The organism is Blastococcus sp. SYSU D00868, assembly GCF_054050575.1.
The window spans coordinates 57,674-78,092 of sequence record NZ_JBJGZO010000016.1 but is presented as its reverse complement, the minus strand read 5'-3'; the positions used below and the strand labels follow the sequence as shown (position 1 = coordinate 78,092).

Below are 20,419 nucleotides of genomic sequence, written 5' to 3'. Positions count from 1 at the left end.
CTGTGGACGGCGGCTGCCGGGCTCAGCCGGCGCTGGCCGCCTTGGCGCCGCTGCCGGAGGACGAGGAGGACGAGGAGGACGAGGACGACGACGAGCTGCTCGCCGGCTCCTTCTTGGCGCTGCCGCCGTCCGACCCCGAGGACCCGGACGAGGACCCGGACGAGGACGACGAGGACTCGCTCGACGACGCGCTCTTCCGGCTGTCGGTGCGGTAGAAGCCCGAGCCCTTGAACACGACGCCGACCGAGCCGTAGACCTTGCGCACCGGGGCGCCGCACTCGGGGCACTCGCTGACGGGCGCGTCGGTGAAGGACTGCACGACCTCGAACTGGTGCTTGCCGTCGGGGTTGGTGCAGGCGTACTGGTAGGTCGGCACGGCGGGATGCTCCTGGTGGGGCGGGAGTTCGGCTGTACCGGGTTGGCACTCTCACCCGGCGACTGCCAATGATGCGCTCTCTCGCGCCGTCCGTCCATCACCGCCCCGGTCACCGGCCCGCTGTCCAGCCGGCGGACCCGGTCGGTGACCGCGGCCAGGGAGGTGTCGAGCGCCGGGGCTCGTCCACCTCCGAGCCCGTCGTGACCACCGCGCCGGCGGCGCTCGTCCTCGGGGAGTTCCTCACCCCGGTCCAGCTCGCCGGCGTGCTGGTGCCGGCCTCCGTCGCCGTCGTCCAGCCGGCACCCGTTGACAGGCAAGTCCTGACTTGCCTATAACGGTGCCGTGGACGCCGATCCCGACCTGTTCCGGGCCCTCGGCGACGCGACGCGACGCATCATCCTCGACGAGCTGACCGACAGGGACGGCCAGACGCTGTTCGAGATCTGCGGCCGGCTGGCGATGAAGCACGGCCTGGCCTCCTCGCGCCAGGCCGTCTCGCAGCACCTGGCGGTGCTCGAGCAGGCCGGTCTCGTGCACACCCGGCGGCAGGGCCGGTACAAGTTCCACCACCTCGACACGGGCCCGCTGCGGGCGATCGTCGAACGGTGGCCCCTCGACAGGGAGGCACCCAGCCCGTGATCCGGATCAACGTGACCAGCGTGTTCGTCGACGACCAGGCCAAGGCGCTCGCCTTCTACACCGAGAAGCTGGGCTTCACGAAGAAGACCGACGTGCCCGCCGGCGAGGCCCGGTGGCTCACGGTCGTCTCGCCCGCCGACCCGGACGGCGTCGAGCTGCTGCTGGAGCCCGACGGGCACCCGGCGGCCCGCCCGTTCAAGGAGGCGCTGGTGGCCGACGGCGTCCCGTTCACCCAGTTCGCCGTCGACGACGTGTACGCCGAGGTCGAGCGGCTCAAGGGGCTGGGCGTGCAGTTCACCCAGGAGGCCACCGACTACGGCCCGGTCGTCGTCGCCGTCCTCGACGACACCTGCGGCAACCTCGTCCAGCTCGCCACGATGAAGTAGCCGGCGCCGGCCGCCCGCCCGGTCCCGGGCGGGCGGCCGCGCCGGTCAGGCGTCCTCGAGCACGAAGTCGGCGGCGCGCCAGGCCATCGCCATCATCGGGGCGTTCAGGTTGCCCGAGATCATCGCCGGGAGGACCGACGTGTCGATGACCCGCAGGCCCTGGACGCCGCGCACCCGCAGCCGGCTGTCGACGACGTCGGAGTCGTCCGGGCCCATCGCGCAGGCGCCCGAGGCGTGGTAGCCGGGGCCGCCGTGGAGGAAGCCGGACTCCAGGACGTCCTCGTCGCTCTTCACCACCGCGCCGGGCTGGATCTCCATCGCCACCTTGTCGGCGATCGGGGACTGCTGGAGCACCTCGCGCATCCGCCGGAACATGCCGACCGACACCTCGCGGTCGTGGTCGGTGCGCAGGTAGCCGGGGTCCAGGCGGAGCGGCATGTCCGGGTCGTCCGAGACGATGTGCGCCGAGCCGAGGCTGGTCGGCCGCAGCGCGAACCCGAGCATGGAGAAGCCGGGGCGGTTCTCCACGGCGAACTTGGTCGGCGCCCAGCCCATCGTGAACGGCGTGACCAGCACCTGCGCGTCGGGGCGCGTGGCCGACTCGGTCGCCCGGAAGAAGGCCAGCATCTCGTAGGCAGGGGTGCCGATCGGGCCCTGCCGGTCGATCAGGTACCTCGCGCCGGTGACGCCCTGCCGGACGACGCTGGCGAGCACCTTGTTGTAGCCGATGTTGTCCGTGATCCGGACCTGCAGCGGGAAGCAGCGGTGCTCGCGCAGGCCCTCGCCGACCTGCGGGCTGTCGACCCGCACCTCGACGCCGGCCTCGGTCAGCACCGAGCGGGGGCCGATGCCGGAGAGCTGCAGCAGCTGCGGGGAGCCCAGGTTGCCGGCGGAGAGGATGACCTCCCTGCGGGCCCGGAACTCCGTGGTGGCGCCGTCGGCCCGGGCGCTGACGCCCACCGCCCGGTCGCCCTCGAACAGCACCTCCGTCACCTGCACGCCGCTGCGCACGGTGAGGTTGGGCCGCTTCTCCACCGGGTGCAGGAACGCCTTGGCCGCGCTCTGTCGCAGGCCGCGCCTGATGCTGCCCGGGGTGTAGCCGATGCGCTCCTCGTCGGAGGAGTTGACGTCGTCGGTGCGCTTGACGCCGATCGCCCCGTAGGCGTCCATCAGCATCTCGCTGAGCTCCTCGGGCCTCGTGCGCACCGTGACGCCCAGCGGCCCGCCCTCGCCGCGCATCGGCGAGGAGCCGAGGTTGTGGTCCTCCATCCGCTTGTAGATCGGGAGGATCTCGTCCCAGCCCCAGCCGGGGTTGCCCAGCTCGACCAGGTTGTCGAAGTCGGCCTGCGAGCCGCGGTTGTAGACCATGCCGTTGACCGAGCTGGAGCCGCCGATCATCTTGCCGCGGGTCCAGTACTCGGTCTGCTGCCGCGGGCCGAACGGCACGGTGGGGTTGATCCACATCTTGTCCGGACCGAGGAAGGCCAGCCCCTTGGGCACGTGCACCCAGGGGTTGCGGTCGCCGCCTCCCGCCTCGACGAGCAGGACCGACGTCCCCGGGTCCGCGCTGAGCCGGTTGGCCAGCACGCAGCCGGCCGACCCGGCCCCCACGATGACGTAGTCGTAGCCACTCATGGACGAGCACCCTCCCGGGGGACGAACGGGACATCGAACCTTCTACGATCATCGAACTGATGTAGAGCGACGCCGGGGTGATCCACCGGCCCGCGCCGGCCGTACCGTCGCCCCGTGGCGACGCGGTGGCTGGACGACGAGCAGCAGCGGGCCTGGCGCGCCTGGCTCAGCGTGAGCGAGTTGGTCCCGCGGGTCCTCGACGCGCAGATGCAGCGGGACGCCGGCCTCAGCCACGCCGCCTACGTCGTCCTGGCGATGCTGTCCGAGGCGCCGGGGCGCGCCCGGCGGATGAGCGACCTGGCCCGCCGCGCCAACCAGTCGCAGAGCCGGCTGTCGCACACCGTCGCCCGGCTGGAGGAGCGGGGCTGGGTGCGCAGGGAACGGGCCTCCGAGGACGGGCGCGGCAACCTCGCCGTCCTCACCGACGCGGGGTGGGACGTCGTCCAGCAGGTGGCGCCCGGCCACGTCGAGGCGGTGCGCACCGCGATGTTCGACCCCATGACCGCGGAGCAGACCCGCGTGCTGCGGGAGGTGCTGGAGCAGGTGCTCGAGGGGCTCGACCCCGACCACAGCCTGCGCGTCGAGCACGGCGCGGACGCCGCCGCCGAGCGCTAGGCGGAGCGCACGGCCGGGGTGGCGGTGTCCCTCGCCGCTTCGTCGCGGATGGTGAGGACGCCGCGGTCCTCCGACGGCCAGGACAGCAGCCCCGTCGGGTCGTCGAAGGAGGTCGGGTCGTCGAAGGAGAAGGTGTCGGCGTCGGCCCGCCGTCGGGCGCCGCGGTGGAGGACGAGCAGCACCCGGTCGGGCCGCGCGAGGTCGGAGGTGATGCGGTCCTCGTCGGCGTACCGGGAGCTCGGCGCGTTCCACTTCACGACCTCGGTGAGCGCGGGGTCGGAGTCGAGGAGGGCCGCGCGCAGGCGGCCCACGCCGGCGGCCATCGGATGGGTCGAGCCGGTCAGCAGCCGGTCCACGGCGGGGTCGCGTACGGACGCCGTCCTCTCGGGGGAAGCCGGCCGGGTGCCGGGGACGTTGCCGCCAGCATGACCGAGCCGTTGCCGCTGTCCGTCCTGGAGCTGGCCACCGTGGGGTCGGGCCAGTCCACCGCCGAGGCGCTGGCCGCCACCACGCGGGTCGCGCAGGCCGCGGACCGGTTGGGCTACGCCCGGATCTGGGTGGCCGAGCACCACAACATGCCGGCCGTGGCCAGCACCAGCCCGCCGGTGCTGATCGCGCACCTGGCGGCGGTGACCGAGCGGATCCGCGTCGGCTCGGGCGGGGTGATGCTGCCCAACCACGCGCCGCTGGTGGTCGCCGAGCAGTTCGCCCTGCTGGAGGCCCTGCACCCCGGCCGGATCGACCTCGGCATCGGCCGCGCCCCGGGCACCGACGCGCACACCGCGATCGCGCTGCGCCGCGACCCGGCGGCCCTGTCGGCCGAGGACTTCCCGCAGCACCTGCTCGACCTGCTCGGCCTGCTGGGCGACCCGCGGGTCGAGGGCGGCCTGGCCGAGCGGTTCAGCGCGACGCCGGCTGCGCGCAGCGCCCCGGCCGTGGTGCTCCTCGGGTCCAGCGGCTTCTCCGCGCAGCTGGCCGGTCAGCTCGGGCTGCCGTTCGCCTTCGCGCACCACTTCGGCGGCCCGAACGTGCAGGCGGCGGTCGCGCTCTACCGCGACACCTTCCGCCCCTCGCCGGTGCTCGACCGGCCGTACACCGTGGTGACGGCGAACGTGCTCGCCGCCGACACCGACGAGGAGGCCCGCCGGCTCGCGCTGCCCGGGCAGCTGATGCGGCTGGCCATCCGCACCAACCGGCTGCGGCCGGTGCCGTCGCTCGAGGAGGCGCTGGTCGACCCGGAGCGGGCGGCGGCCGAGGCGATGCCGAGCAACGCCGTCGTCGGCTCGCCGGCGACCGTCGCCGCCGCGCTGCGCGGGCTGGCCGCGGACACCGGCGCCGACGAGCTGATGCTGTCGGCCTCGACCCACGGGGTCGGGGAGCGGGTCCGCAGCCTCGAGCTAGTGGCCGGGGCCTGGGGGCTCCCGGCCGCGGAGCGACCGGCCGCCTGACCGGGGCCTCACCGGCCTGCTCGGGCCGCCGGCACGCCGTCCTCCCTCACCGCAGCGCGTCCTCCCTCACCGCACACCGTGAGGGAGGACGCGTCACGATCAGGTCACCTGATCCCGGCCGGGCGCCTAGCGGCCCAGGTGGCGGTAGCGGTGCAGCCGGCTGCGGAAGCGCTCGTTGTCGTCGCGGCCGAGCAGGCCGGCCAGCTCCTCGCCGAGCACCCGGCCCAGCCGCCGGCAGAACTCCACCGGCTCGTCGGCGGCGTCGGGGCGCTCGGGGACGACCCGGTCGACGATCCCGGCCCGCCACAGGTCGGTCGCGCGCACGCCCTGGTCGGCGGCCATCTGGTCGGCCCGGTCGACCGTGCGGTGCACGATCACGCTGGCGCCCTCCGGCGGCAGCGGGCCCAGCCAGCCGTTGGCCGCCGACAGCACCCGGTCGGCCGGCACCAGCGCGAGTGCGCCGCCGCCGGTGCCCTGGCCCAGCAGCACCGCGATCGTCGGCGCCTTGAGCATCACCAGGTCCTGCAGGCAGCGGGCGATCTCGGCGGCCAGCCCGCCCTCCTCGGCCTCCTGCGACAGCGCGGCGCCGGGGGTGTCGATGAGGGTGACCAGCGGCAGCCGCAGCTCCGCGGCCAGCCGCATGCCCCGCCGGGCCTCCCGCAGGGCGGCCGGGCCCAGCGGCGCGGACAGCGACTGCCCGCGCCGGTCCTGGCCCAGCACCACGCACGGCGCCCCGCCGAACCGGGCCAGCGCCAGCAGCAGCCCGGGGTCCTTCTCGCCGGCGCCGGTGCCCGACAGGCCGACCACGTCGGTGGCCGCGGTGCGCAGCAGCCGCCGGACGCCGGGCCGGTCGGTGCGCCGCGACGCGGTGACCACGTCCCAGGCGGTGCGCCCGTCCTCCGGGTCGTCGGCGCCGGTGCCGTCCTCGGCGGTGGGCCGCTCGGCGTCGCGGACGTCGAGGTGCCACGTCTGCCGGGCGGCCAGCACGCTCAGCGCCCGGTCGGCGACGTCGCCAATGTCCTCGTGCGCCACCACCGCGTCGATCAGCCCGCGCTCGGCCAGGTGCTCGGCGGTCTGCACGCCCTCGGGGAACGGCTCGCCGTACAGCGCCTGGTAGACCCGCGGGCCGAGGAAGCCGATCGAGGCGCCGGGCTCGGCGATCGTCACGTGCCCGAGCGAGCCCCAGGAGGCGAGCACGCCGCCGAAGGTGGGGTGCCGCAGGTAGACCAGGTAGGGCAGCCCGGCCTCCTTGTGCCGGGCGATGGCCGCGGTGATGCCGATCATCTGCAGGAAGGCGACCGTGCCCTCCTGCATTCGTGTACCGCCGGAGACCGGTGCGGCCAGCAGCGGCAGCCCCTCCTCGGTGGCCCGCTCCACCGCCGCGATCAGCCGCTCGGCGGCGGCCACCCCGATCGAACCGGCGAGGAAGCCGAACTCCCCGGCCACGACGGCGACGCGGCGCCCGCGCAGCAGCCCCTCGCCGGTGATGATCGACTCGTCCTGGCGGGTGCGCTCCGCGGCCCGGGCCAGCTCCGCGGCGTACCCGGGGTCGACGTCGCGCACCGGGATCGGGGCGTCCCACGACTTCCACGAGCCGGGGTCCAGCACCCGGTCGCGGAGCGTGCGGGCGTCGGTGCCACTCATGTGTTCCCCTCGGTCAGCCAGGCGCGGAGCTGAGAGTCTGACGCGCCGAGCACGGGGGGAGCGGTGTGGTCGCGGCGGGTGGTCTCCGTCTCGCCGTCCGGCCCGGCCGCGAAGAAGCGCAGCGGCGGGCCGGGCAGCTGCAGCCGGCCGAGCGTGGCGTGCTCGACGTCGACCAGCAGGCCCTGGGACAGGGTCTGGTCCCAGCCGTAGGTCTCGTCGAGGGTGCGCACCTTGCCCGCCGGGATGCCCGCGGCGGCCAGCCGGGCCAGCAGGTCCTCGGGCGCGATGCCGGCGAACGCCTCCTCGAGCAGGGCGATCACCCGGTCGCGGTTGCCCACCCGCTCGCCGTTGGTGGCCAGCCCCTCGGCGTCGGGGTCCAGGCCGAACTCCGCGCACAGCCGCCGCCACAGCGACTCCGAGCCGCAGGACAGCTGCACGCTGCCGCCGGCGCAGCGGAACAGCCCGTACGGGGCGATCGAGGGGTGGTGGTTGCCCTGGGCCCGGTTGACCTGCCCGCCGACGGTCCACGCCGTCCCCTGGAAGGCGTGCACGCCGACGATCGCGGCGAGCAGCGAGGTGCGCACGACCTGGCCGCGGCCGGTCCGCTCCCGCTCCAGCAGCGCGGCGAGCACGCCGTAGGCGCCGTAGATGCCGGCCAGCAGGTCGCCGATGGGCACGCCCACCCGCTGCGGGTCGTCCGGGCCCGAGCCGGTCAGCGACATCAGCCCCGCCTCGCCCTGCGCGATCTGGTCGTAGCCGGCGCGCCCGCCCTCCGGGCCGTCGTGCCCGAACCCGCTGATCGCCAGCGTGACCAGCCGCGGGTTGAGCTCCGCCAGCACGTCGGTGCCGAACCCGAGGCGGGCCAGCGTGCCGGGCCGGAAGTTCTCCAGGAGCACGTCGGCGCGCCGCACCAGCTCCCGCAGCAGCTCCTTGTCGCCCTCGTCCTTCAGGTCGAGGGTGAGCGACTCCTTGTTGCGGTTGGCCGACAGGAAGTACGTCGACTCGCGGTCGCCCGAGTCCGGCTGCACGAACGGCGGGCCCCAGCCGCGGGTGTCGTCCCCGCTGCCGGGGTTCTCCACCTTGATCACGCGGGCGCCGAGGTCGCCGAGCATCATCCCGGCGTGCGGGCCGGCCAGCGCCCGGGTCAGGTCGACGACGAGGATCCCGTCCAGCGGTCCGGGCACGGGGGACTCCGATCGGTTCAGAGCCAGCCGGGCACCACGAAGACGAGCCAGGCCAGCAGCGGCCCCACGACCACGACGATCGTCGAGTAGCCCAGGATCTGCTTGTAGAAGCGGTCCCTGTCCACGTCCTGCGCGTTGGCCAGGACCAGCGCGCCGTTGGTCGAGAACGGGCTGACGTCGACGATCGTCGAGGCCACGGAGAGGGCGACCACCACCCCGACGGTGCCGATGTCCCCGGACTGCAGGAACGGCACCGCCAGCGCGATGGCGACACCGATGATCGCGGTCGACGACGCGAACGCCGACACCACCCCTCCGATGTAGCAGAGCAGCAGGGCGATGAGCAGCGGCGTGCCCAGGCCGATGACGGCCTCGCCGACGTAGTCGATCGTGCCCGCCTCCTGCAGCACGAACACGAAGCTGAGGACGCCGGCGATGAGCAGCACGGTGGACCAGCTGATCTGGCTGACCGCGTTCTTGTGCCGGGCGGCGGCGAACGCGGCCAGCACCGTGGCCACGGTGATCGACACGAAGCCGATGTCCAGGTCGAAGACCAGCGCCAGGACGGCGACGGTGGCCAGCCCGACCAGCGTGAGCACCTGGTCGACGGTCACCCGCTGCGCGGTGAGGACGCCGCCGCCGTCGTCCCGCCCCGGGCCGCCCACGGCCGGGCCGGGCGCGGCGCCGTGCCCGCGGACCTCGGTGCGGTCGTCCGGACCGGCGTCGACGGGGGCCTCGACGACGATCCGCCGCCCCATCAGCTGCCGGCCGCCGAGCACGAGGAACAGCACCAGCGCGATCGCGAGGTTGAAGAACAGGCTGCCCAGGAACACCGTCAGCGGGGCGGACTCCAGCCCCTCGTCCTCGACGATCGTGTTGACGGTGACGCCGTAGACGCTGATCGGCGAGAACCCGCCGCCCTGCGCGCCGTGGATGACCATCATCCCCATGAGCAGCGGGTTGATCCCGTGCCGGGCGGCGAAGGTCAGCGCGATCGGGGCGATGATGGCGACCGCGGCGGGGGAGAGGGCGCCGATCGCGGTGAGCAGCGCGGTGACCGCGAACATGATCCACGGGATCGCCGCCACGTGGCCGCCGACCAGCCGCACCGCGCCGCGGACGAGCAGGTCGACCGTGCCGTTGTTCTGCGCGATCGCGAACAGGTAGGTGACGCCGATCAGCGTCACCACCAGCTCGGCGGGGAAGCCGGCCAGGATGTCGTCGGTGGTCATCCCCACCGACAGGGTGCCGACCAGGAACGCGGCGACGAACGCCAGCGCCCCCATGTTGATCGGCAGGAAGGTCGCGACCGCGAAGATCGCGACCAGGGCCAGGATCGAGACGATCTCGGGGGACACGCGGGAGCTCCAGTCGTCGCCCATGTCGCCGTGCTGACGAACTGGGCCCAGCCTCTCAGTGACCGGCGGGTAGCGCCTGCCAGCCGCCGGAGGGGGTGACGACGACGCCGACCCGGCGGTCGTGCGGCTCGGCCGGCAGCGCGTCGAGCAGCTCGTCGTCGTACACGACGGCGATCAGCAGCGCGTCGGGCCGGGTGTGCACCAGCGCCCGGTCGTAGTAGCCGCCGCCGCGGCCCAGCCGCACGCCCGCCCGGTCCACCGCCACGGCGGGGACGACGACCGCCTCCGCCGTCCCGAGCGCGGTGGGGCCCAGCCGCGGGCCGAGGGGCTCCATCAGCCCGAACCGCCCGGGAGCCAGCCGCCCGGTGTCGACGGCCCAGCGCAGCTGCGGGTCGCCGTCGGAGACCACGGGCAGCAGCACCCGGGCGCCGAGCTGGGTGAAGGCCGCGGGCAGCCGGCCGCTGCCGGGCTCGTCCTCGTCCGGGCAGAACGCGGCGACCGTGCGCCGGCCGGCCAGACCCCGGAGCAGGGCCGAGGTGACCGCCGCGGCCGCCGCCGCCCGCTCGGGGCCGGTCCGGGCGCGGCGTCGCTCCCGCAGGCACGCACGCAGCTCGGCCTTGGCCGCGCCCACCTCGTCGGGGGGAGTCACCGCGGCAGGCTAGCTGGCTAGGCTCGCCGCCATGTCCACCCCGAGCTCGCGCGCCGCGCGCAAGGCCGTCATCCCCGTCGCCGGGATGGGCACCCGCTTCCTGCCCGCCACGAAGGCGGTGCCCAAGGAGCTGCTGCCGGTCGTCGACCGGCCTGCCCTGCAGTACATCGTCGAGGAGGCCGCCCGCGCCGGGCTGGCCGAGGTCCTCATGGTCACCGGTCGCAACAAGGCCGCGATCGAGGACTTCTTCGACCGCGTGCCCGAGCTGGAGACCGCGCTGGAGAAGAAGGGCGACGCCGGCCGGCTGGACGCGGTCCGCGAGTCCACCGACGTCGCCCAGGTGCACTTCGTCCGGCAGGGCGAGGCCCGCGGCCTGGGCCACGCCGTGCTGCAGGCCGCCGCGTTCGTCGGGGACGAGCCGTTCGCCGTGCTGCTCGGCGACGACCTGATCGACGCCCGCGACCACCTGCTCGAGCAGATGCTGGCCGTGCAGGCCGAGCACGGCGGCTGCGTGGTCGCCCTGCTCGACGTCGGGCGGGAGAACATCGACAAGTACGGCGCGGTCGCCATCGAGGAGGACGTCCAGGACGGCGTGGTGACCATCACCGGCCTGGTCGAGAAGCCGCCCGTCGACGAGGCGCCGAGCGGCCTGGCGATCATCGGCCGCTACGTGCTGGCGCCCGAGGTCTTCGGCGTGCTGCGGGACACCGTCCCCGGCCGGGGCGGGGAGATCCAGCTGACCGACGCGCTGGCCACGCTGGTCGAGCGCGGGGAGCCGGTGCACGGCGTCGTCTTCGACGGCCGCCGCTACGACACCGGCGACAAGCTCGACTACCTCAAGGCGGTCGTCCGGCTGGCCGTCGAGCGCGACGACCTCGGCCCGCCGCTGCGCGCCTGGCTGACCGAGTTCGTGGCCCAGCTGCCCGCCGAGGGCGCGTCGCAGGCCTGACCCGCGCCCCGCAGGGGGGAGCATCGACCGTCGTGATGGGGAGCAACGAGGACACCGCCGGGGCGGCCGTGCGGGAGCACCGGGACACCACGGCGCTCGACCTGCGCTCGGGGTCCGTGCAGTCGGCGGCGGGGCTGCCGGGCGGCGGGGTGCAGCACACCGCGCAGATCGACCCGTCGGCGGTGCCGCCGCCCCCGGGCCCGGCGGAGTCGCCGCTGCCGCGCACGGTCGAGCAGCACCTCGACGAGATCCTCGCCGCGGTGCCCCAGCCGGACCCGATCGAGCTCGCCGTCCTCGACGCGCAGGGCCTGCTGTGCGCGGAGGAGGTCGTGAGCAAGCGGGCGCTGCCCGCCTTCGACCAGGCCGCGCTCGACGGGTACGCCGTCCGCGCCGCGGACGTGGCCGCGGCGACGCTGGAGGCCCCGGTGCAGCTGTCGGTGGTGGGGGAGACCGCCGCCGGCGCGGCCGGTCCCTCGTCCATCGGCCCCCGGCTGGCGCACAAGGTCGCCGCCGGGGCGCTGCTGCCCGGCGGCGCGGACGCCGTCGTCCCCGCCGTGTGGACCGACCGCGGCGTGGTGACCGTGACCGTGCACGCGAGGGTGGAGCCCGGCCACTACGTCCGCCGCGCCGGGGACGACGTCGCCCCCGGCACGCCCGCCGTCGGCGTCGGCACCCCGATCGGGCCGGCGCAGATCAGCCTGCTGGCCGCCGTGGGCCGCGAGCGGGTGCTGGTGCGCCCGCGGCCGCGGGTCGGCATCCTCTCCGGCGGCGGCGAGCTCGTCGACATCACCACCGACCCCGCGCCCGGCCAGGCCGTCGACGTCAACAGCTACGCGCTGGCCGCCGCCGCGCGCGACGCCGGGGCCGACGCCTATCGGTCGGGGATCGTGCCGGCCGACCCGCGCCGGCTGTCGGAGGTGCTGGAGAGCCAGACGCTGCGCAGCGACCTGGTGCTCATCTCCGGCACCTTCCCCGACGAGGGCGACGCCGTCCGCGAGGCGCTGGCCGCGCTCGGCGACGTCCGGTTCCGTCCCGTGACGATGCACCCGGGACCCGTGCAGGCCTTCGGCCGGATCGGCCGGGAGCAGGTGCCGGTCATCGTGGTGCCCGGGGAGCCGGTGGCCGCGCTGGTGGCCTTCGAGGTGTTCGTCCGCCCGGCGATCCGGCTGATGCTGGGCAAGCGGCAGCTGTTCCGCCGCACGGTGCAGGCGATCGCGGCGCAGCCGGTGTTCTCGCCGCTGGGCTACCGGCAGTACCTGCACGGCCAGGTCATGCGGCACCCCGACGGCGGGTACGTCGTCGAGCCGCTGGGCGACGGCGACGAGGCGATGCTCGCCCGCATGGCGCGCGCCAACTGCCTGATCGTCGTCGACGAGGACGTCACCGAGGTGGCCGCCGGCGGGCTGGTGACGGTGATGCCGTTGCTGCTCGGCGGCTGACGTGCCCGCCGATCCCGCGCTGCGCCCGGGGTGGCCCGCCCGGCTCTCCTGGGGCCCGGTCGAGCTGTACCCGCTGCGCCGCTCCGACGCGGCCGAGTGGAGCCGGGTGCGGCTGGCCAACGAGGACTGGCTGACCCCGTGGGAGCCCACCGCCACCCAGCCGTGGGCGCAGCGGCACACCCCGGCGGCGTACCGCGCGGTGCGCCGGCGCGTGCTGCAGCGCGCCCGCATGGGGCTGAGCTACCCCTTCGCCGTCCGGGTCGAGGGCCGGCTGGCCGGGCAGGTGACGATCGACAACGTGGTCCGCGGCGCCCTGCGCTCGGGCAACGTGGGGTACTGGATCGACCGCGCGGTCGCCGGCCGCGGCATGGCCTCGCTGGCGGTGGCGCTGGTGTGCGACCACGCCTTCGGCCCCGCCGGGCTGCACCGCCTGCAGGCCGACATCCGCCCCGAGAACGGGCCGAGCCGGCGGCTGGTGGAGCGGCTGGGCTTCCGTCAGGAGGGGTTGTTCCGCCGCTACCTGGACATCGACGGCGACTGGCGCGACCACCTCTCCTACGGGCTGCTGGCCGAGGACGTGCCCGGCGGGGTGCTCGGCCGCTGGCTGGCCCGCGCCGGCGGTTGAGGACCGTCCGCGGCGGGTATGGAGCGACGCCGCTTAGCACGGAACCGACCGGTCCCCGTCTGTCGCCGAGTCGACACGCCGTCTCCGCGGCACTCCCGTCACACAACACTCCGGCGACACACCGCGCGCCTCCCTCGAATGGGGCAGCGACCTGCATAACCTGCCGCGGCAAGTGACTCGTGTGACGGGTGGTGTTCTCCATGGGATCGGGTGTGCTGCTGGCCGCTCTGGTCGTCCTCTGGTTCGTCGTGCTGGTGCCGATGGTGGTGACCCGCGGCGACGAGCGGACGCGACCGGTGGCGAGCGACTCGGGCCGCACGCTGCAGCGCCGCCGGGTCGTCGACCCGGTCGTGCACGCGGCGACCGAGCGGGTCGCCGTCGACCGCGGCGCCCTGCTGGAGACCGGTGAGCTGCGGGTGGACGTGCACGCCGTCCGGCGCCGCACCCTGGCCGGGCTGGTCGCCCTCGCGGTGCTCGCCCTGGTCGGGGCGCTGCTCGTCGCGCCGTGGGTGTGGGCGCTGCAGGCGCTGTTCGACGTCGCGGTGGTGGCCTACCTCGCGGTGCTGCGCGCCGCGGCCCGCCGCGAGCAGGCCGCCGCCCGCCGGGCCGCCCGGCTCGCCGCGCGCCGCGCCGCCCGGCCGGCCGCGCGTCCCGCCCCCGTGGTCGCGGAGGAGCCGCTGGAGGAGGTCCACGAGGCCGAGCCGGTGCACCACACCGTGGGCCTGCGGCACCCGAGCCTGCCGCTCGCGCCGGTGCACCCGCTGCGCCCCGGCCGGGTGGTCGCCGCCCGCGCCGGCGCGCCCGCCGGCTGGCAGAACAGCGCCGTCGTCGGCCTGGACGACGACGACATCGGGTTCGCCGACATCGACGAGTACGAGCCGCGGCGCGTGGTCAACGGCTGACCCCGACACCCCGGCGCCGCGACCCCGTCGCGGCGCCGGGTCCGGCGGGCGGTACTCTTGCCAACCGTCAGGGGCTGTAGCGCAGTCCGGTAGCGCACCTCGTTCGCATCGAGGGGGTCAGGGGTTCGAATCCCCTCAGCTCCACCCCGACACCCAGGGCGTCCTCCGCACGGAGGGCGCCCTGAGTCGTTCCCGGGCACGGACCCGCCCGGCCGGCTCCTGCGGTGTCGTCCGCGCCCTCGCGGTGCTGCAACGCCGCGAGAGCACGAGGAACACCGCACGAGGGGCTGAGCGGCGGTGCCCGGGCCGTGCGGGGCGGCCTATCGAAAGCCTTGCCACACGGATCCACCGCTGGTGTGATGCAGCTCACAGGGCCGCGCGGTCCTGGCCCTCATCCCGCCCGCGAGGAGGACCTCCCGTGCAGATGGACGACATGATCCTGGTGAGCATCGACGACCACATGATCGAGCCGCCGGACATGTACGAGAACCACGTGCCGGCCCGGTGGGCCGACCAGGCGCCGCGGGTGGTGCGCAACGCCCAGGGCGTGGACGAGTGGGTGTTCGGCGGCGAGAGGACCGCGACCCCGTTCGGCATGGCCGCCACCGTCGGCTGGCCCAAGGAGGAGTGGGGCTTCAACCCCGGCGCCTACACCGAGCTGCGGCCGGGCTGCTTCGACGTGCACCAGCGGGTCCGGGACATGGACGTCAACGGGGTGCTGGCCCAGCTCAACTTCCCGACCATGGCCGGGTTCAACGCGCGCACGTTCCACGAGGCCGGGGACAAGGAGATGGCCCTGGTCATGCTCCGCGCCTACAACGACTGGGCGATCGACGAGTGGGCCGCCGCCTATCCGGACCGGTTCATCTCCCAGGGCATCGTCCCGATGTGGGACATCGACCTGTGCGTCGAGGAGGTGCACCGGCTGGGGAGGAAGGGCTGCCGGTCGATCAGCTTCCTGGAGACGCCGCACGTGCAGGGCTTCCCGAGCTTCCTGTCCGGCCACTGGGACCCGATGCTCAAGGCGCTGTGCGAGGAGAACATGGTGCTCTCGCTGCACATCGGCGCCGGCTTCGAGGTGATCAAGCGGCCGCCGGAGGCGCCGATCGACCACCTGATGGTGCTGGCCACCCAGATCAGCGCGATCACCGCGCAGGACCTGCTGTTCGGGCCCACCCTGCGGCAGTTCCCCGACCTCAAGGTGGCGCTGTCCGAGGGCGGCATCGGCTGGGTGCCGTTCTACCTGGACCGGATCGACCGGCACTTCACCAACCAGGCGTGGCTGCACGGCGGCGGGGACTTCGGCGGGAAGCTGCCCAGCGAGGTGTTCCGCGAGCACTTCCTGGTCTGCTACATCACCGACCCGTCGGGCCTGCTGCTGCGGCACCGGATCGGCATCGACACCATCGCCTGGGAGTGCGACTACCCGCACACCGACACCACCTGGCCGGAGTCGCCGGAGTTCGCCTGGCGCGAGTTCCAGGAGGCGGGCTGCAGCGACGAGGACATCCACAAGATCACCTGGCAGAACGCCTGCCGGTTCTTCGACTGGGACCCCTTCGCCCACACCCCGCGGGAGCAGGCCACGGTCGGCGCGCTGCGGGCCCGGGCGCGCGACGTCGACACGACCCGCATGTCGCGCACCGAGTGGAAGCAGCGGAACGAGGCCGCCGGCATCGGCGTCTTCTCGTAACGTCGTCCCCGGGAGGCCCCGCCCGTCCGGGTCGGGCCTCCCGGCGCGGGGGCCGCCTCGTGCCCGGGGACGAGGGGGACAGCGGATGCCGTACGAGGGTGAGGTGCCGGCCGACCGGCTGCTGCCGGAGGCGGCGCGCATCGCCGACCAGCTGCTCGCGGTGCAGCAGCGGGTGAACGAGCAGGTCGACCTCCTGCAGGCGAGCCTGCTGCCCGACGTCCGCCGCCGCCTCGGCACCCCGGAGGACGACGCGGTCGACGTGTCCGACCTGGTCAACGCGCGGATCGCCGGGCTGAGCGTCGTCGTCACGCCGGAGGCGGTGGCCAGCGTGCTGCCGCTGACGGCGCCGTCCGCGGCCACGACGCGGGCCGGCCGGCGGGCCGTCACCGGGATCGTCACCGGCGCCGACGACCGGCTGGCCGTGATCGCCGGGCCGTGCTCGATCCACGACCCCGTCTCGGCGCTGGAGTACGCGGCGTTCCTCGCCCGGATGCGCGAGCGGCACGGCGCCGACCTCGAGATCCTCATGCGCACCTACACCGAGAAGCCGCGCACCGAGGTCGACTGGAAGGGCTTCGCCTACGACCCCTACCTGGACGGCTCGAACCGGATCAGCGTCGGCCTGGTCGCCACGCGGATGCTCATGGGCGCGATCACCGCGCTGGGCGTCCCGGTGGCCGCCGAGCCGCTCAACGCCCTCACCCCGCAGTACGTCAACGGGCTGGTCACCTACAACGGCGTCGGCGCGCGCAACGTCACCGACCAGACCGCCCGCGAGCGGGTGTCCGGCTTCTCCGCCGTCGTGGGCTTCAAGAACTCGCCGGAGGGCAGCATCGAGGTCGCCGTCCAGGCCGTCGTGTCCGCGCGGGCGCCGCACGACTTCCTCGGCGTGGACCGGCACGGGATGACCGCGCAGCTGTCCACCACGGGCAACGAGACGGCCCACGTCATCCTGCGCGGCGACGTCAACGGTCCGAACCACTCGGCCGAGCATGTCGCGGCCACCCGCGCCGCGCTGCGGGCCCGCGGCCTGCCGGAGGTCGTGGTCGTCGACGCCTCGCACGGCAACAGCCGCAAGGACCACCGCCGCCAGCCCGCGGTCGTGCACGACCTCGCCGAGCAGGTCGCCGCCGGCGAGACAGCGATCCGCGGCGTGATGCTGGAGGGTCACCTGCGGGCCGGCCGGCAGGACCTCGACCAGCGGGATCCCGGCGCGCTCGAGTACGGCGTGAGCGTCACCGACGCCTGCGTCGACCCCGCCACGGCCGAGGCGATGCTCGACGAGCTCGCCGCCGCCACCCGGGCGCGGCGCCGCGCCGCCGCGCCGGTCGCCGCCGGCTGACCCGCGTGGACGTCGTCGCCGCCGCCCTGGCCGCGATGGCCGACCGCGACTGGGCCGCCCTGCGGCCGCTGTTGCACCCGTACCTGCACTGGACCGGGCCGGACGACGCCGTCGTCCGGGGGCGGACGCGGGTGCTGGCGCTGCTGGCCGCCGCTCCGCGGCCAGGGCCGCCGTCGGCCGTCGAGCTGCGCGACGGGCAGGTCTACCGCTGGACCGCCTGAGCCGGCGTCAGCGGGCGCCGCGGAAGTCCGGCATGCGCTTCTCGACGAAGGCCCGCACGCCCTCGCGGCCCTCGGGGTCGCCGGCGGACTCGGCGATCAGCCGCGCCTCCTCGTCCAGCTGCTGCTCGAGGGTGCGGATCGCCGCCTGCCGCACCAGCGACCGGGTGCGCACCATCGACCGCACCGGGCCGGCCGCGACCGAGCGCGCCAGGCCGATCGCGGCGTCGTGCACCTCCTCGTCCTCCACCAGCCGCGCGACGAGGCCGGCCTGGTGCGCCTCGGCGGCGGTCAGCGAGCCGTTGGTGAGGCACAGGTCCAGCGTGCGCGGGGCGCCCAGGGCGCGGGTGAGCGCCCACGAGGCGCCGCCGTCGGGGGAGAGGCCGATCGCGCCGTAGGCCGGGCGGATCTTCGTGGACCGGGCGCAGACGACGATGTCGCAGGCGCCGATCAGCCCGACCGCGGCGCCGGCGACCGCGCCCTGGATGCCGGCGACCACGGGGACGGGGCAGTACAGCACCTGCCGGACCACGCGGTGCCAGACCTCGGCGAGCTCCCCGACGAACCGGCCGGGGTCCTCCGCCGCGGCGAACAGCCGGACGTCGCCGCCGACGCTGAACCGCGGGCCGTTGGCCAGGAGCAGCACCGTGCGGGCGCCCTCCGGGCGGGCCTCCAGCGCCGCGGCCAGCTCGGCGGCCAGCACCGGCTCGATGGCGTTGCCCGTGTCCGGCCGGTCGATCGTGACCTGCCAGACGTCGCCGTCGGACGCGGTCAGGACGGCGGGGCGGTCGGCGGTGCTGGTCATCGTCGTCCCCTCGGTCGGTCCGGGACCCCACCGTAGGTGGCGGCGCGGTCAGGCGCGCGCCCGCGCGTGCGTCAGAACCAGGAGGGGAACCACATCCGGGCCAGCCACTCCGCGTGCGACAGCGGCTGGCCGGTGAGCACCGGGTAGAAGAAGACGAACGTCGCGGCCACCAGCCCGACGTAGCCGCAGACCACGCCGAGCCCGACCCGGCGCCGCAGCGGCGAGGCCGTCGCCGGGCCCAGCGCGTCCTGCAGCACGAGGACGACGGCGAGCACGAAGAACGGCACCACGGGAGCCATGTAGAAGACGAACATCGTGCGCTCGGCGTTGAGGAACCAGGTGCCCCAGCCGGCCGCGATCATCACCGCCAGCAGGATCGCCGCCGGGTCCCGCCGGGCCACGACCCGCCAGGCCAGCCACACCAGCGCCGGCGCGAAGGCGAACCACAGCGTCGGCGTCCCGACCATGAGGATGTAGCGGACCACCTGGTCGCCGGCGGAGTCCGTGAGCCCCTGCGGGTTCCACAGCAGGATCGGCCGGCCGTTGACCAGCCAGCTCCACGGCCCCGACTCCCACGGGTGCGGCGAGGACAGCCCGTTGTGGAATCGCAGCCACTCGGCGTGCTGGTGCCACAGCGAGCGCAGCGCGTCGGGCACCCACGGGAACGCGGTGTCCGGGTTCTGCTGCGCCCAGGCCTTGCCCTGCGAGGTCTCGCCGAGGAACCAGCCGGTGAAGCTGGCCAGGTAGGTGAGCACCGGGACGGCGGCCAGCGCCCACGCCGCGCCCGGCAGTCCGCGGCGCAGCGCCACCCGCGTCGGCCGGGGGACGCCGGCCTCCCGCCACGCCGCGCGGTCCCAGAACAGCGACAGGACGGCGGCGAAGGCCAGGAAGTACACGCCGCTCCACTTGACCGCGCAGGCGCAGCCGAAGAGGAAGCCCGCGGCGATCCGCCAGCCGCGCGGGCCGAGCCGGAACCCGGTGGCGGCCACCTCGCCGGCGTCCCGCACGCGCTGCCGTATGCGGTCCCGGTCGACCACCAGGCAGGCCACCGCGGAGACGACGAAGACCTGCAGGAAGACGTCGAGCAGGCCGATCCGGGACAGGCTGAAGGAGAACCCGTCCAGCGCGAGCAGCAGCCCGGCGACGAGCCCGAGCAGGGTGGAGCCGGTCAGCCGGCGGGCCAGCCGGACCAGGACGACGACGGCGATCGTGCCGGCCACCGCGGACGGCAGCCGCCAGCCGAACGAGTCGTAGCCGAACGCCTTCACGCCCAGCGCGATCAGCCACTTGCCCAGCGGCGGGTGGACGATGAACGTGTAGCCGCGGTTGTACTCGTGGCCCCAGGTGAGCAGCTCCTGCGCCTCGGGCGGGTAGTAGGCCTCGTCGAACAGCAGGTCCCGCGGGTAGCTGATGTCCCAGAGCCGGGTGACGAACGCGGCGACGCCGAGGACCGCCGTCAGCACCCACGACAGGCGGGTGTCGCGCGGCAGCGGCGGGGTGCGGTCGACCCGGCGCACCGGCAGCCGCCGTCGCCGCACGACCTGCACCGGTGGCTCCTGCTCCTCGCGCTCGGGAGCCAGGACCGCCATGGCCCCAGGGTAGGGGCGCCGGGGAGGAGGCCCGGCGTGACAGGCTCGTCGGCGTGACAGGTCGGCTGGTGCTCGGTGGCGCGCCGCTCGGGCAGCCCGGCGACGTCGGCCCGCGGCTGCGCTCGGTCATGGCGACCGCCGACGTCCTCGCGGTGGAGGACACCCGCCGGCTGCACCGGCTGGCCGCCGACCTCGAGGTGACGCTGACCGGGCGGGTGGTCACCTTCCACGAGTCGGTGGAGCGCGCCCGACTGCCCGGGCTGCTCGAGGCGCTGGCCGGCGGGGCCACGGTGCTGCTGCTGACCGACGCCGGCATGCCCTCGGTCTCCGACCCGGGCTACACGCTCGTGCGCGCCGCGATCGACGCCGGGGTGGAGGTGACCTCGGTGCCCGGGCCGTCGGCGGTGACGACCGCGCTGGCGGTGAGCGGCCTGCCGGTCGACCGGTTCTGCTTCGAGGGCTTCCTGCCCCGCAAGGGCGGCGAGCGGCGGTCACGGCTGGCCGGGCTGGCCGCCGAGCGGCGGACGATGGTGTTCTTCGAGTCCCCGCACCGGCTGGCCGACGCGCTCACCGACGCGGCCGCCGCGTTCGGCGACGACCGGCCGGCCGCGGTCTGCCGGGAGCTGACCAAGACCCACGAGGAGGTCCGGCGGGGGTCGCTGGCGTCGCTGGCCGCCTGGGCCGCCGAGGGCGTGCGCGGGGAGATCACGCTCGTCGTCGGGGGAGCGCCGGAGGTGGCGGTGGAGCTCTCGCCCGAGGCGCTGGCCGCCGAGGTCGCCGCCGAGGAGGCCGCCGGCGCCAGCCGCAAGGACGCGATCCGCGCCGTCGTCGTCCGCACCGGCCTGCCGCGCCGCACGGTCTACGACGCGGTCGTGGCCGCGAAGACCCCCGAGGCATAGGAAGCTAAACGCACGTCCTCTGCG

The 20,419-nt window shown here is 74.9% G+C and carries 21 protein-coding genes and 1 tRNA gene; 13 read left to right on the top strand and 9 right to left on the bottom strand.

All coding sequences use genetic code 11. The features are described 5' to 3' along the window. Positions 1 to 22: 22 nt before the first annotated feature. Positions 23 to 376, bottom strand: a complete 354-nt coding sequence (locus ACI79F_RS14785; protein WP_456545576.1) for an FmdB family zinc ribbon protein — start codon at positions 374 to 376, stop codon at positions 23 to 25. Between the two features lie 342 nt (positions 377 to 718). Here ACI79F_RS14785 and ACI79F_RS14780 point away from each other — a divergent pair, with 342 nt between their 5' ends. Both ACI79F_RS14780 and ACI79F_RS14775 read left to right on the top strand, forming a co-directional pair. Next, positions 719 to 1,015, top strand: a complete 297-nt coding sequence (locus ACI79F_RS14780; RefSeq protein ID WP_456545577.1) for an ArsR/SmtB family transcription factor — start codon at positions 719 to 721, stop codon at positions 1,013 to 1,015. Next, positions 1,012 to 1,401 carry a VOC family protein gene (locus tag ACI79F_RS14775; protein WP_456545578.1) on the top strand — a complete coding sequence of 130 codons (390 nt, stop codon included), beginning with the start codon at positions 1,012 to 1,014 and terminating at the stop codon, positions 1,399 to 1,401. The genes ACI79F_RS14780 and ACI79F_RS14775 overlap by 4 nt, the downstream gene beginning before the upstream one ends. 45 nt (positions 1,402 to 1,446) lie before the next feature. On the opposite strand, the gene ACI79F_RS14770 is transcribed toward ACI79F_RS14775, so the two are convergent. Beyond that, a complete protein-coding gene (locus ACI79F_RS14770) occupies positions 1,447 to 3,036 on the bottom strand; it encodes a GMC family oxidoreductase (RefSeq protein ID WP_456545579.1) in 1,590 nt (529 codons plus the stop codon). A 114-nt stretch (positions 3,037 to 3,150) separates the two neighbouring features. On the opposite strand from ACI79F_RS14770, the gene ACI79F_RS14765 reads away from it, so the two are divergent. Further along, positions 3,151 to 3,651, top strand: a complete 501-nt coding sequence (locus ACI79F_RS14765; RefSeq protein ID WP_456545580.1) for a MarR family winged helix-turn-helix transcriptional regulator — start codon at positions 3,151 to 3,153, stop codon at positions 3,649 to 3,651. Here ACI79F_RS14765 and ACI79F_RS14760 read toward each other — a convergent pair. Further along, entirely contained in the window at positions 3,648 to 4,007 is a 360-nt protein-coding gene (locus tag ACI79F_RS14760) for a DUF1801 domain-containing protein (RefSeq protein WP_456545581.1), read from the bottom strand. The genes ACI79F_RS14765 and ACI79F_RS14760 overlap by 4 nt on opposite strands. 69 nt (positions 4,008 to 4,076) lie before the next feature. Here ACI79F_RS14760 and ACI79F_RS14755 point away from each other — a divergent pair, with 69 nt between their 5' ends. After that, positions 4,077 to 5,099, top strand: a complete 1,023-nt coding sequence (locus ACI79F_RS14755; RefSeq protein WP_456545582.1) for an LLM class flavin-dependent oxidoreductase — start codon at positions 4,077 to 4,079, stop codon at positions 5,097 to 5,099. Positions 5,100 to 5,225: 126 nt separating this feature from the next. On the opposite strand, the gene ACI79F_RS14750 is transcribed toward ACI79F_RS14755, so the two are convergent. The 4 genes from ACI79F_RS14750 to ACI79F_RS14735 are packed head-to-tail and all read right to left on the bottom strand — an operon-like array spanning position 5,226 to position 9,934. After that, positions 5,226 to 6,743: a carboxyl transferase domain-containing protein gene (locus ACI79F_RS14750; protein WP_456545583.1), complete on the bottom strand. Its 1,518-nt coding sequence runs from the start codon at positions 6,741 to 6,743 to the stop codon at positions 5,226 to 5,228. Further along, a complete protein-coding gene (locus tag ACI79F_RS14745; RefSeq protein ID WP_456545584.1) occupies positions 6,740 to 7,927 on the bottom strand; it encodes a CaiB/BaiF CoA transferase family protein in 1,188 nt (395 codons plus the stop codon). Before ACI79F_RS14745 ends, ACI79F_RS14750 begins: the two co-directional genes overlap by 4 nt. A 17-nt stretch (positions 7,928 to 7,944) precedes the next feature. After that, entirely contained in the window at positions 7,945 to 9,309 is a 1,365-nt protein-coding gene (locus ACI79F_RS14740) for an SLC13 family permease (RefSeq protein ID WP_456545585.1), read from the bottom strand. Between the two features lie 31 nt (positions 9,310 to 9,340). After that, complete coding sequence (locus ACI79F_RS14735; RefSeq protein WP_456545586.1) at positions 9,341 to 9,934, bottom strand: 5-formyltetrahydrofolate cyclo-ligase; 594 nt, start codon at positions 9,932 to 9,934, stop codon at positions 9,341 to 9,343. Between the two features lie 31 nt (positions 9,935 to 9,965). Between ACI79F_RS14735 and galU the strand changes: the two genes are divergently transcribed. The 8 genes from galU (at position 9,966) to ACI79F_RS14695 (ending at position 17,105) form a co-directional block, all read left to right on the top strand. Beyond that, positions 9,966 to 10,883, top strand: a complete 918-nt coding sequence (gene galU / locus ACI79F_RS14730) for a UTP--glucose-1-phosphate uridylyltransferase GalU (protein WP_456545587.1) — start codon at positions 9,966 to 9,968, stop codon at positions 10,881 to 10,883. A 35-nt stretch (positions 10,884 to 10,918) separates the two neighbouring features. Next, positions 10,919 to 12,322 (top strand): molybdotransferase-like divisome protein Glp, encoded by a 1,404-nt coding sequence (gene glp, locus ACI79F_RS14725; protein WP_456545658.1) that lies wholly within the window; start codon positions 10,919 to 10,921, stop codon positions 12,320 to 12,322. 1 nt (position 12,323) lies between these two features. Further along, complete coding sequence (locus tag ACI79F_RS14720; protein WP_456545588.1) at positions 12,324 to 12,947, top strand: GNAT family N-acetyltransferase; 624 nt, start codon at positions 12,324 to 12,326, stop codon at positions 12,945 to 12,947. 200 nt (positions 12,948 to 13,147) lie between these two features. Then, positions 13,148 to 13,849 (top strand): divisome protein SepX/GlpR, encoded by a 702-nt coding sequence (gene sepX / locus ACI79F_RS14715; protein ID WP_456545589.1) that lies wholly within the window; start codon positions 13,148 to 13,150, stop codon positions 13,847 to 13,849. A 70-nt stretch (positions 13,850 to 13,919) separates the two neighbouring features. Then, a tRNA-Ala gene (locus ACI79F_RS14710) sits at positions 13,920 to 13,993 on the top strand. A 280-nt stretch (positions 13,994 to 14,273) separates the two neighbouring features. Continuing rightward, positions 14,274 to 15,542: an amidohydrolase family protein gene (locus tag ACI79F_RS14705; RefSeq protein WP_456545659.1), complete on the top strand. Its 1,269-nt coding sequence runs from the start codon at positions 14,274 to 14,276 to the stop codon at positions 15,540 to 15,542. A gap of 85 nt (positions 15,543 to 15,627) precedes the next feature. Continuing rightward, entirely contained in the window at positions 15,628 to 16,884 is a 1,257-nt protein-coding gene (locus ACI79F_RS14700) for a 3-deoxy-7-phosphoheptulonate synthase (RefSeq protein ID WP_456545590.1), read from the top strand. 5 nt (positions 16,885 to 16,889) lie between these two features. Beyond that, positions 16,890 to 17,105, top strand: a complete 216-nt coding sequence (locus ACI79F_RS14695) for a hypothetical protein (protein WP_456545591.1) — start codon at positions 16,890 to 16,892, stop codon at positions 17,103 to 17,105. Positions 17,106 to 17,112: 7 nt separating this feature from the next. Here the strand turns inward: ACI79F_RS14695 and ACI79F_RS14690 are convergent, their stop codons facing one another. Next, positions 17,113 to 17,907 (bottom strand): enoyl-CoA hydratase/isomerase family protein, encoded by a 795-nt coding sequence (locus ACI79F_RS14690; protein WP_456545592.1) that lies wholly within the window; start codon positions 17,905 to 17,907, stop codon positions 17,113 to 17,115. A gap of 71 nt (positions 17,908 to 17,978) precedes the next feature. Further along, a complete protein-coding gene (locus tag ACI79F_RS14685) occupies positions 17,979 to 19,496 on the bottom strand; it encodes a dolichyl-phosphate-mannose--protein mannosyltransferase (RefSeq protein WP_456545593.1) in 1,518 nt (505 codons plus the stop codon). A 53-nt stretch (positions 19,497 to 19,549) separates the two neighbouring features. On the opposite strand from ACI79F_RS14685, the gene rsmI reads away from it, so the two are divergent. After that, on the top strand, positions 19,550 to 20,395 hold the full coding sequence (gene rsmI, locus ACI79F_RS14680) for a 16S rRNA (cytidine(1402)-2'-O)-methyltransferase (RefSeq protein ID WP_456545594.1): 846 nt from the start codon (positions 19,550 to 19,552) through the stop codon (positions 20,393 to 20,395). The last annotated feature ends 24 nt before the right edge of the window (positions 20,396 to 20,419 follow it).

Coding starts and splice junctions, on each gene's coding strand:
- ACI79F_RS14770 (WP_456545579.1), bottom strand. CDS start 3,036: ATGAGTGGCTACGACTACGTCATCGTGGGGGCCGGGTCGGCCGGCTGC.
- ACI79F_RS14755 (WP_456545582.1), top strand. CDS start 4,077: ATGACCGAGCCGTTGCCGCTGTCCGTCCTGGAGCTGGCCACCGTGGGG.
- ACI79F_RS14750 (WP_456545583.1), bottom strand. CDS start 6,743: ATGAGTGGCACCGACGCCCGCACGCTCCGCGACCGGGTGCTGGACCCC.
- ACI79F_RS14740 (WP_456545585.1), bottom strand. CDS start 9,309: ATGGGCGACGACTGGAGCTCCCGCGTGTCCCCCGAGATCGTCTCGATC.
- galU (WP_456545587.1), top strand. CDS start 9,966: ATGTCCACCCCGAGCTCGCGCGCCGCGCGCAAGGCCGTCATCCCCGTC.
- glp (WP_456545658.1), top strand. CDS start 10,919: ATGGGGAGCAACGAGGACACCGCCGGGGCGGCCGTGCGGGAGCACCGG.
- sepX (WP_456545589.1), top strand. CDS start 13,148: ATGGGATCGGGTGTGCTGCTGGCCGCTCTGGTCGTCCTCTGGTTCGTC.
- ACI79F_RS14705 (WP_456545659.1), top strand. CDS start 14,274: ATGGACGACATGATCCTGGTGAGCATCGACGACCACATGATCGAGCCG.
- ACI79F_RS14700 (WP_456545590.1), top strand. CDS start 15,628: ATGCCGTACGAGGGTGAGGTGCCGGCCGACCGGCTGCTGCCGGAGGCG.
- ACI79F_RS14690 (WP_456545592.1), bottom strand. CDS start 17,907: ATGACCAGCACCGCCGACCGCCCCGCCGTCCTGACCGCGTCCGACGGC.
- ACI79F_RS14685 (WP_456545593.1), bottom strand. CDS start 19,496: ATGGCGGTCCTGGCTCCCGAGCGCGAGGAGCAGGAGCCACCGGTGCAG.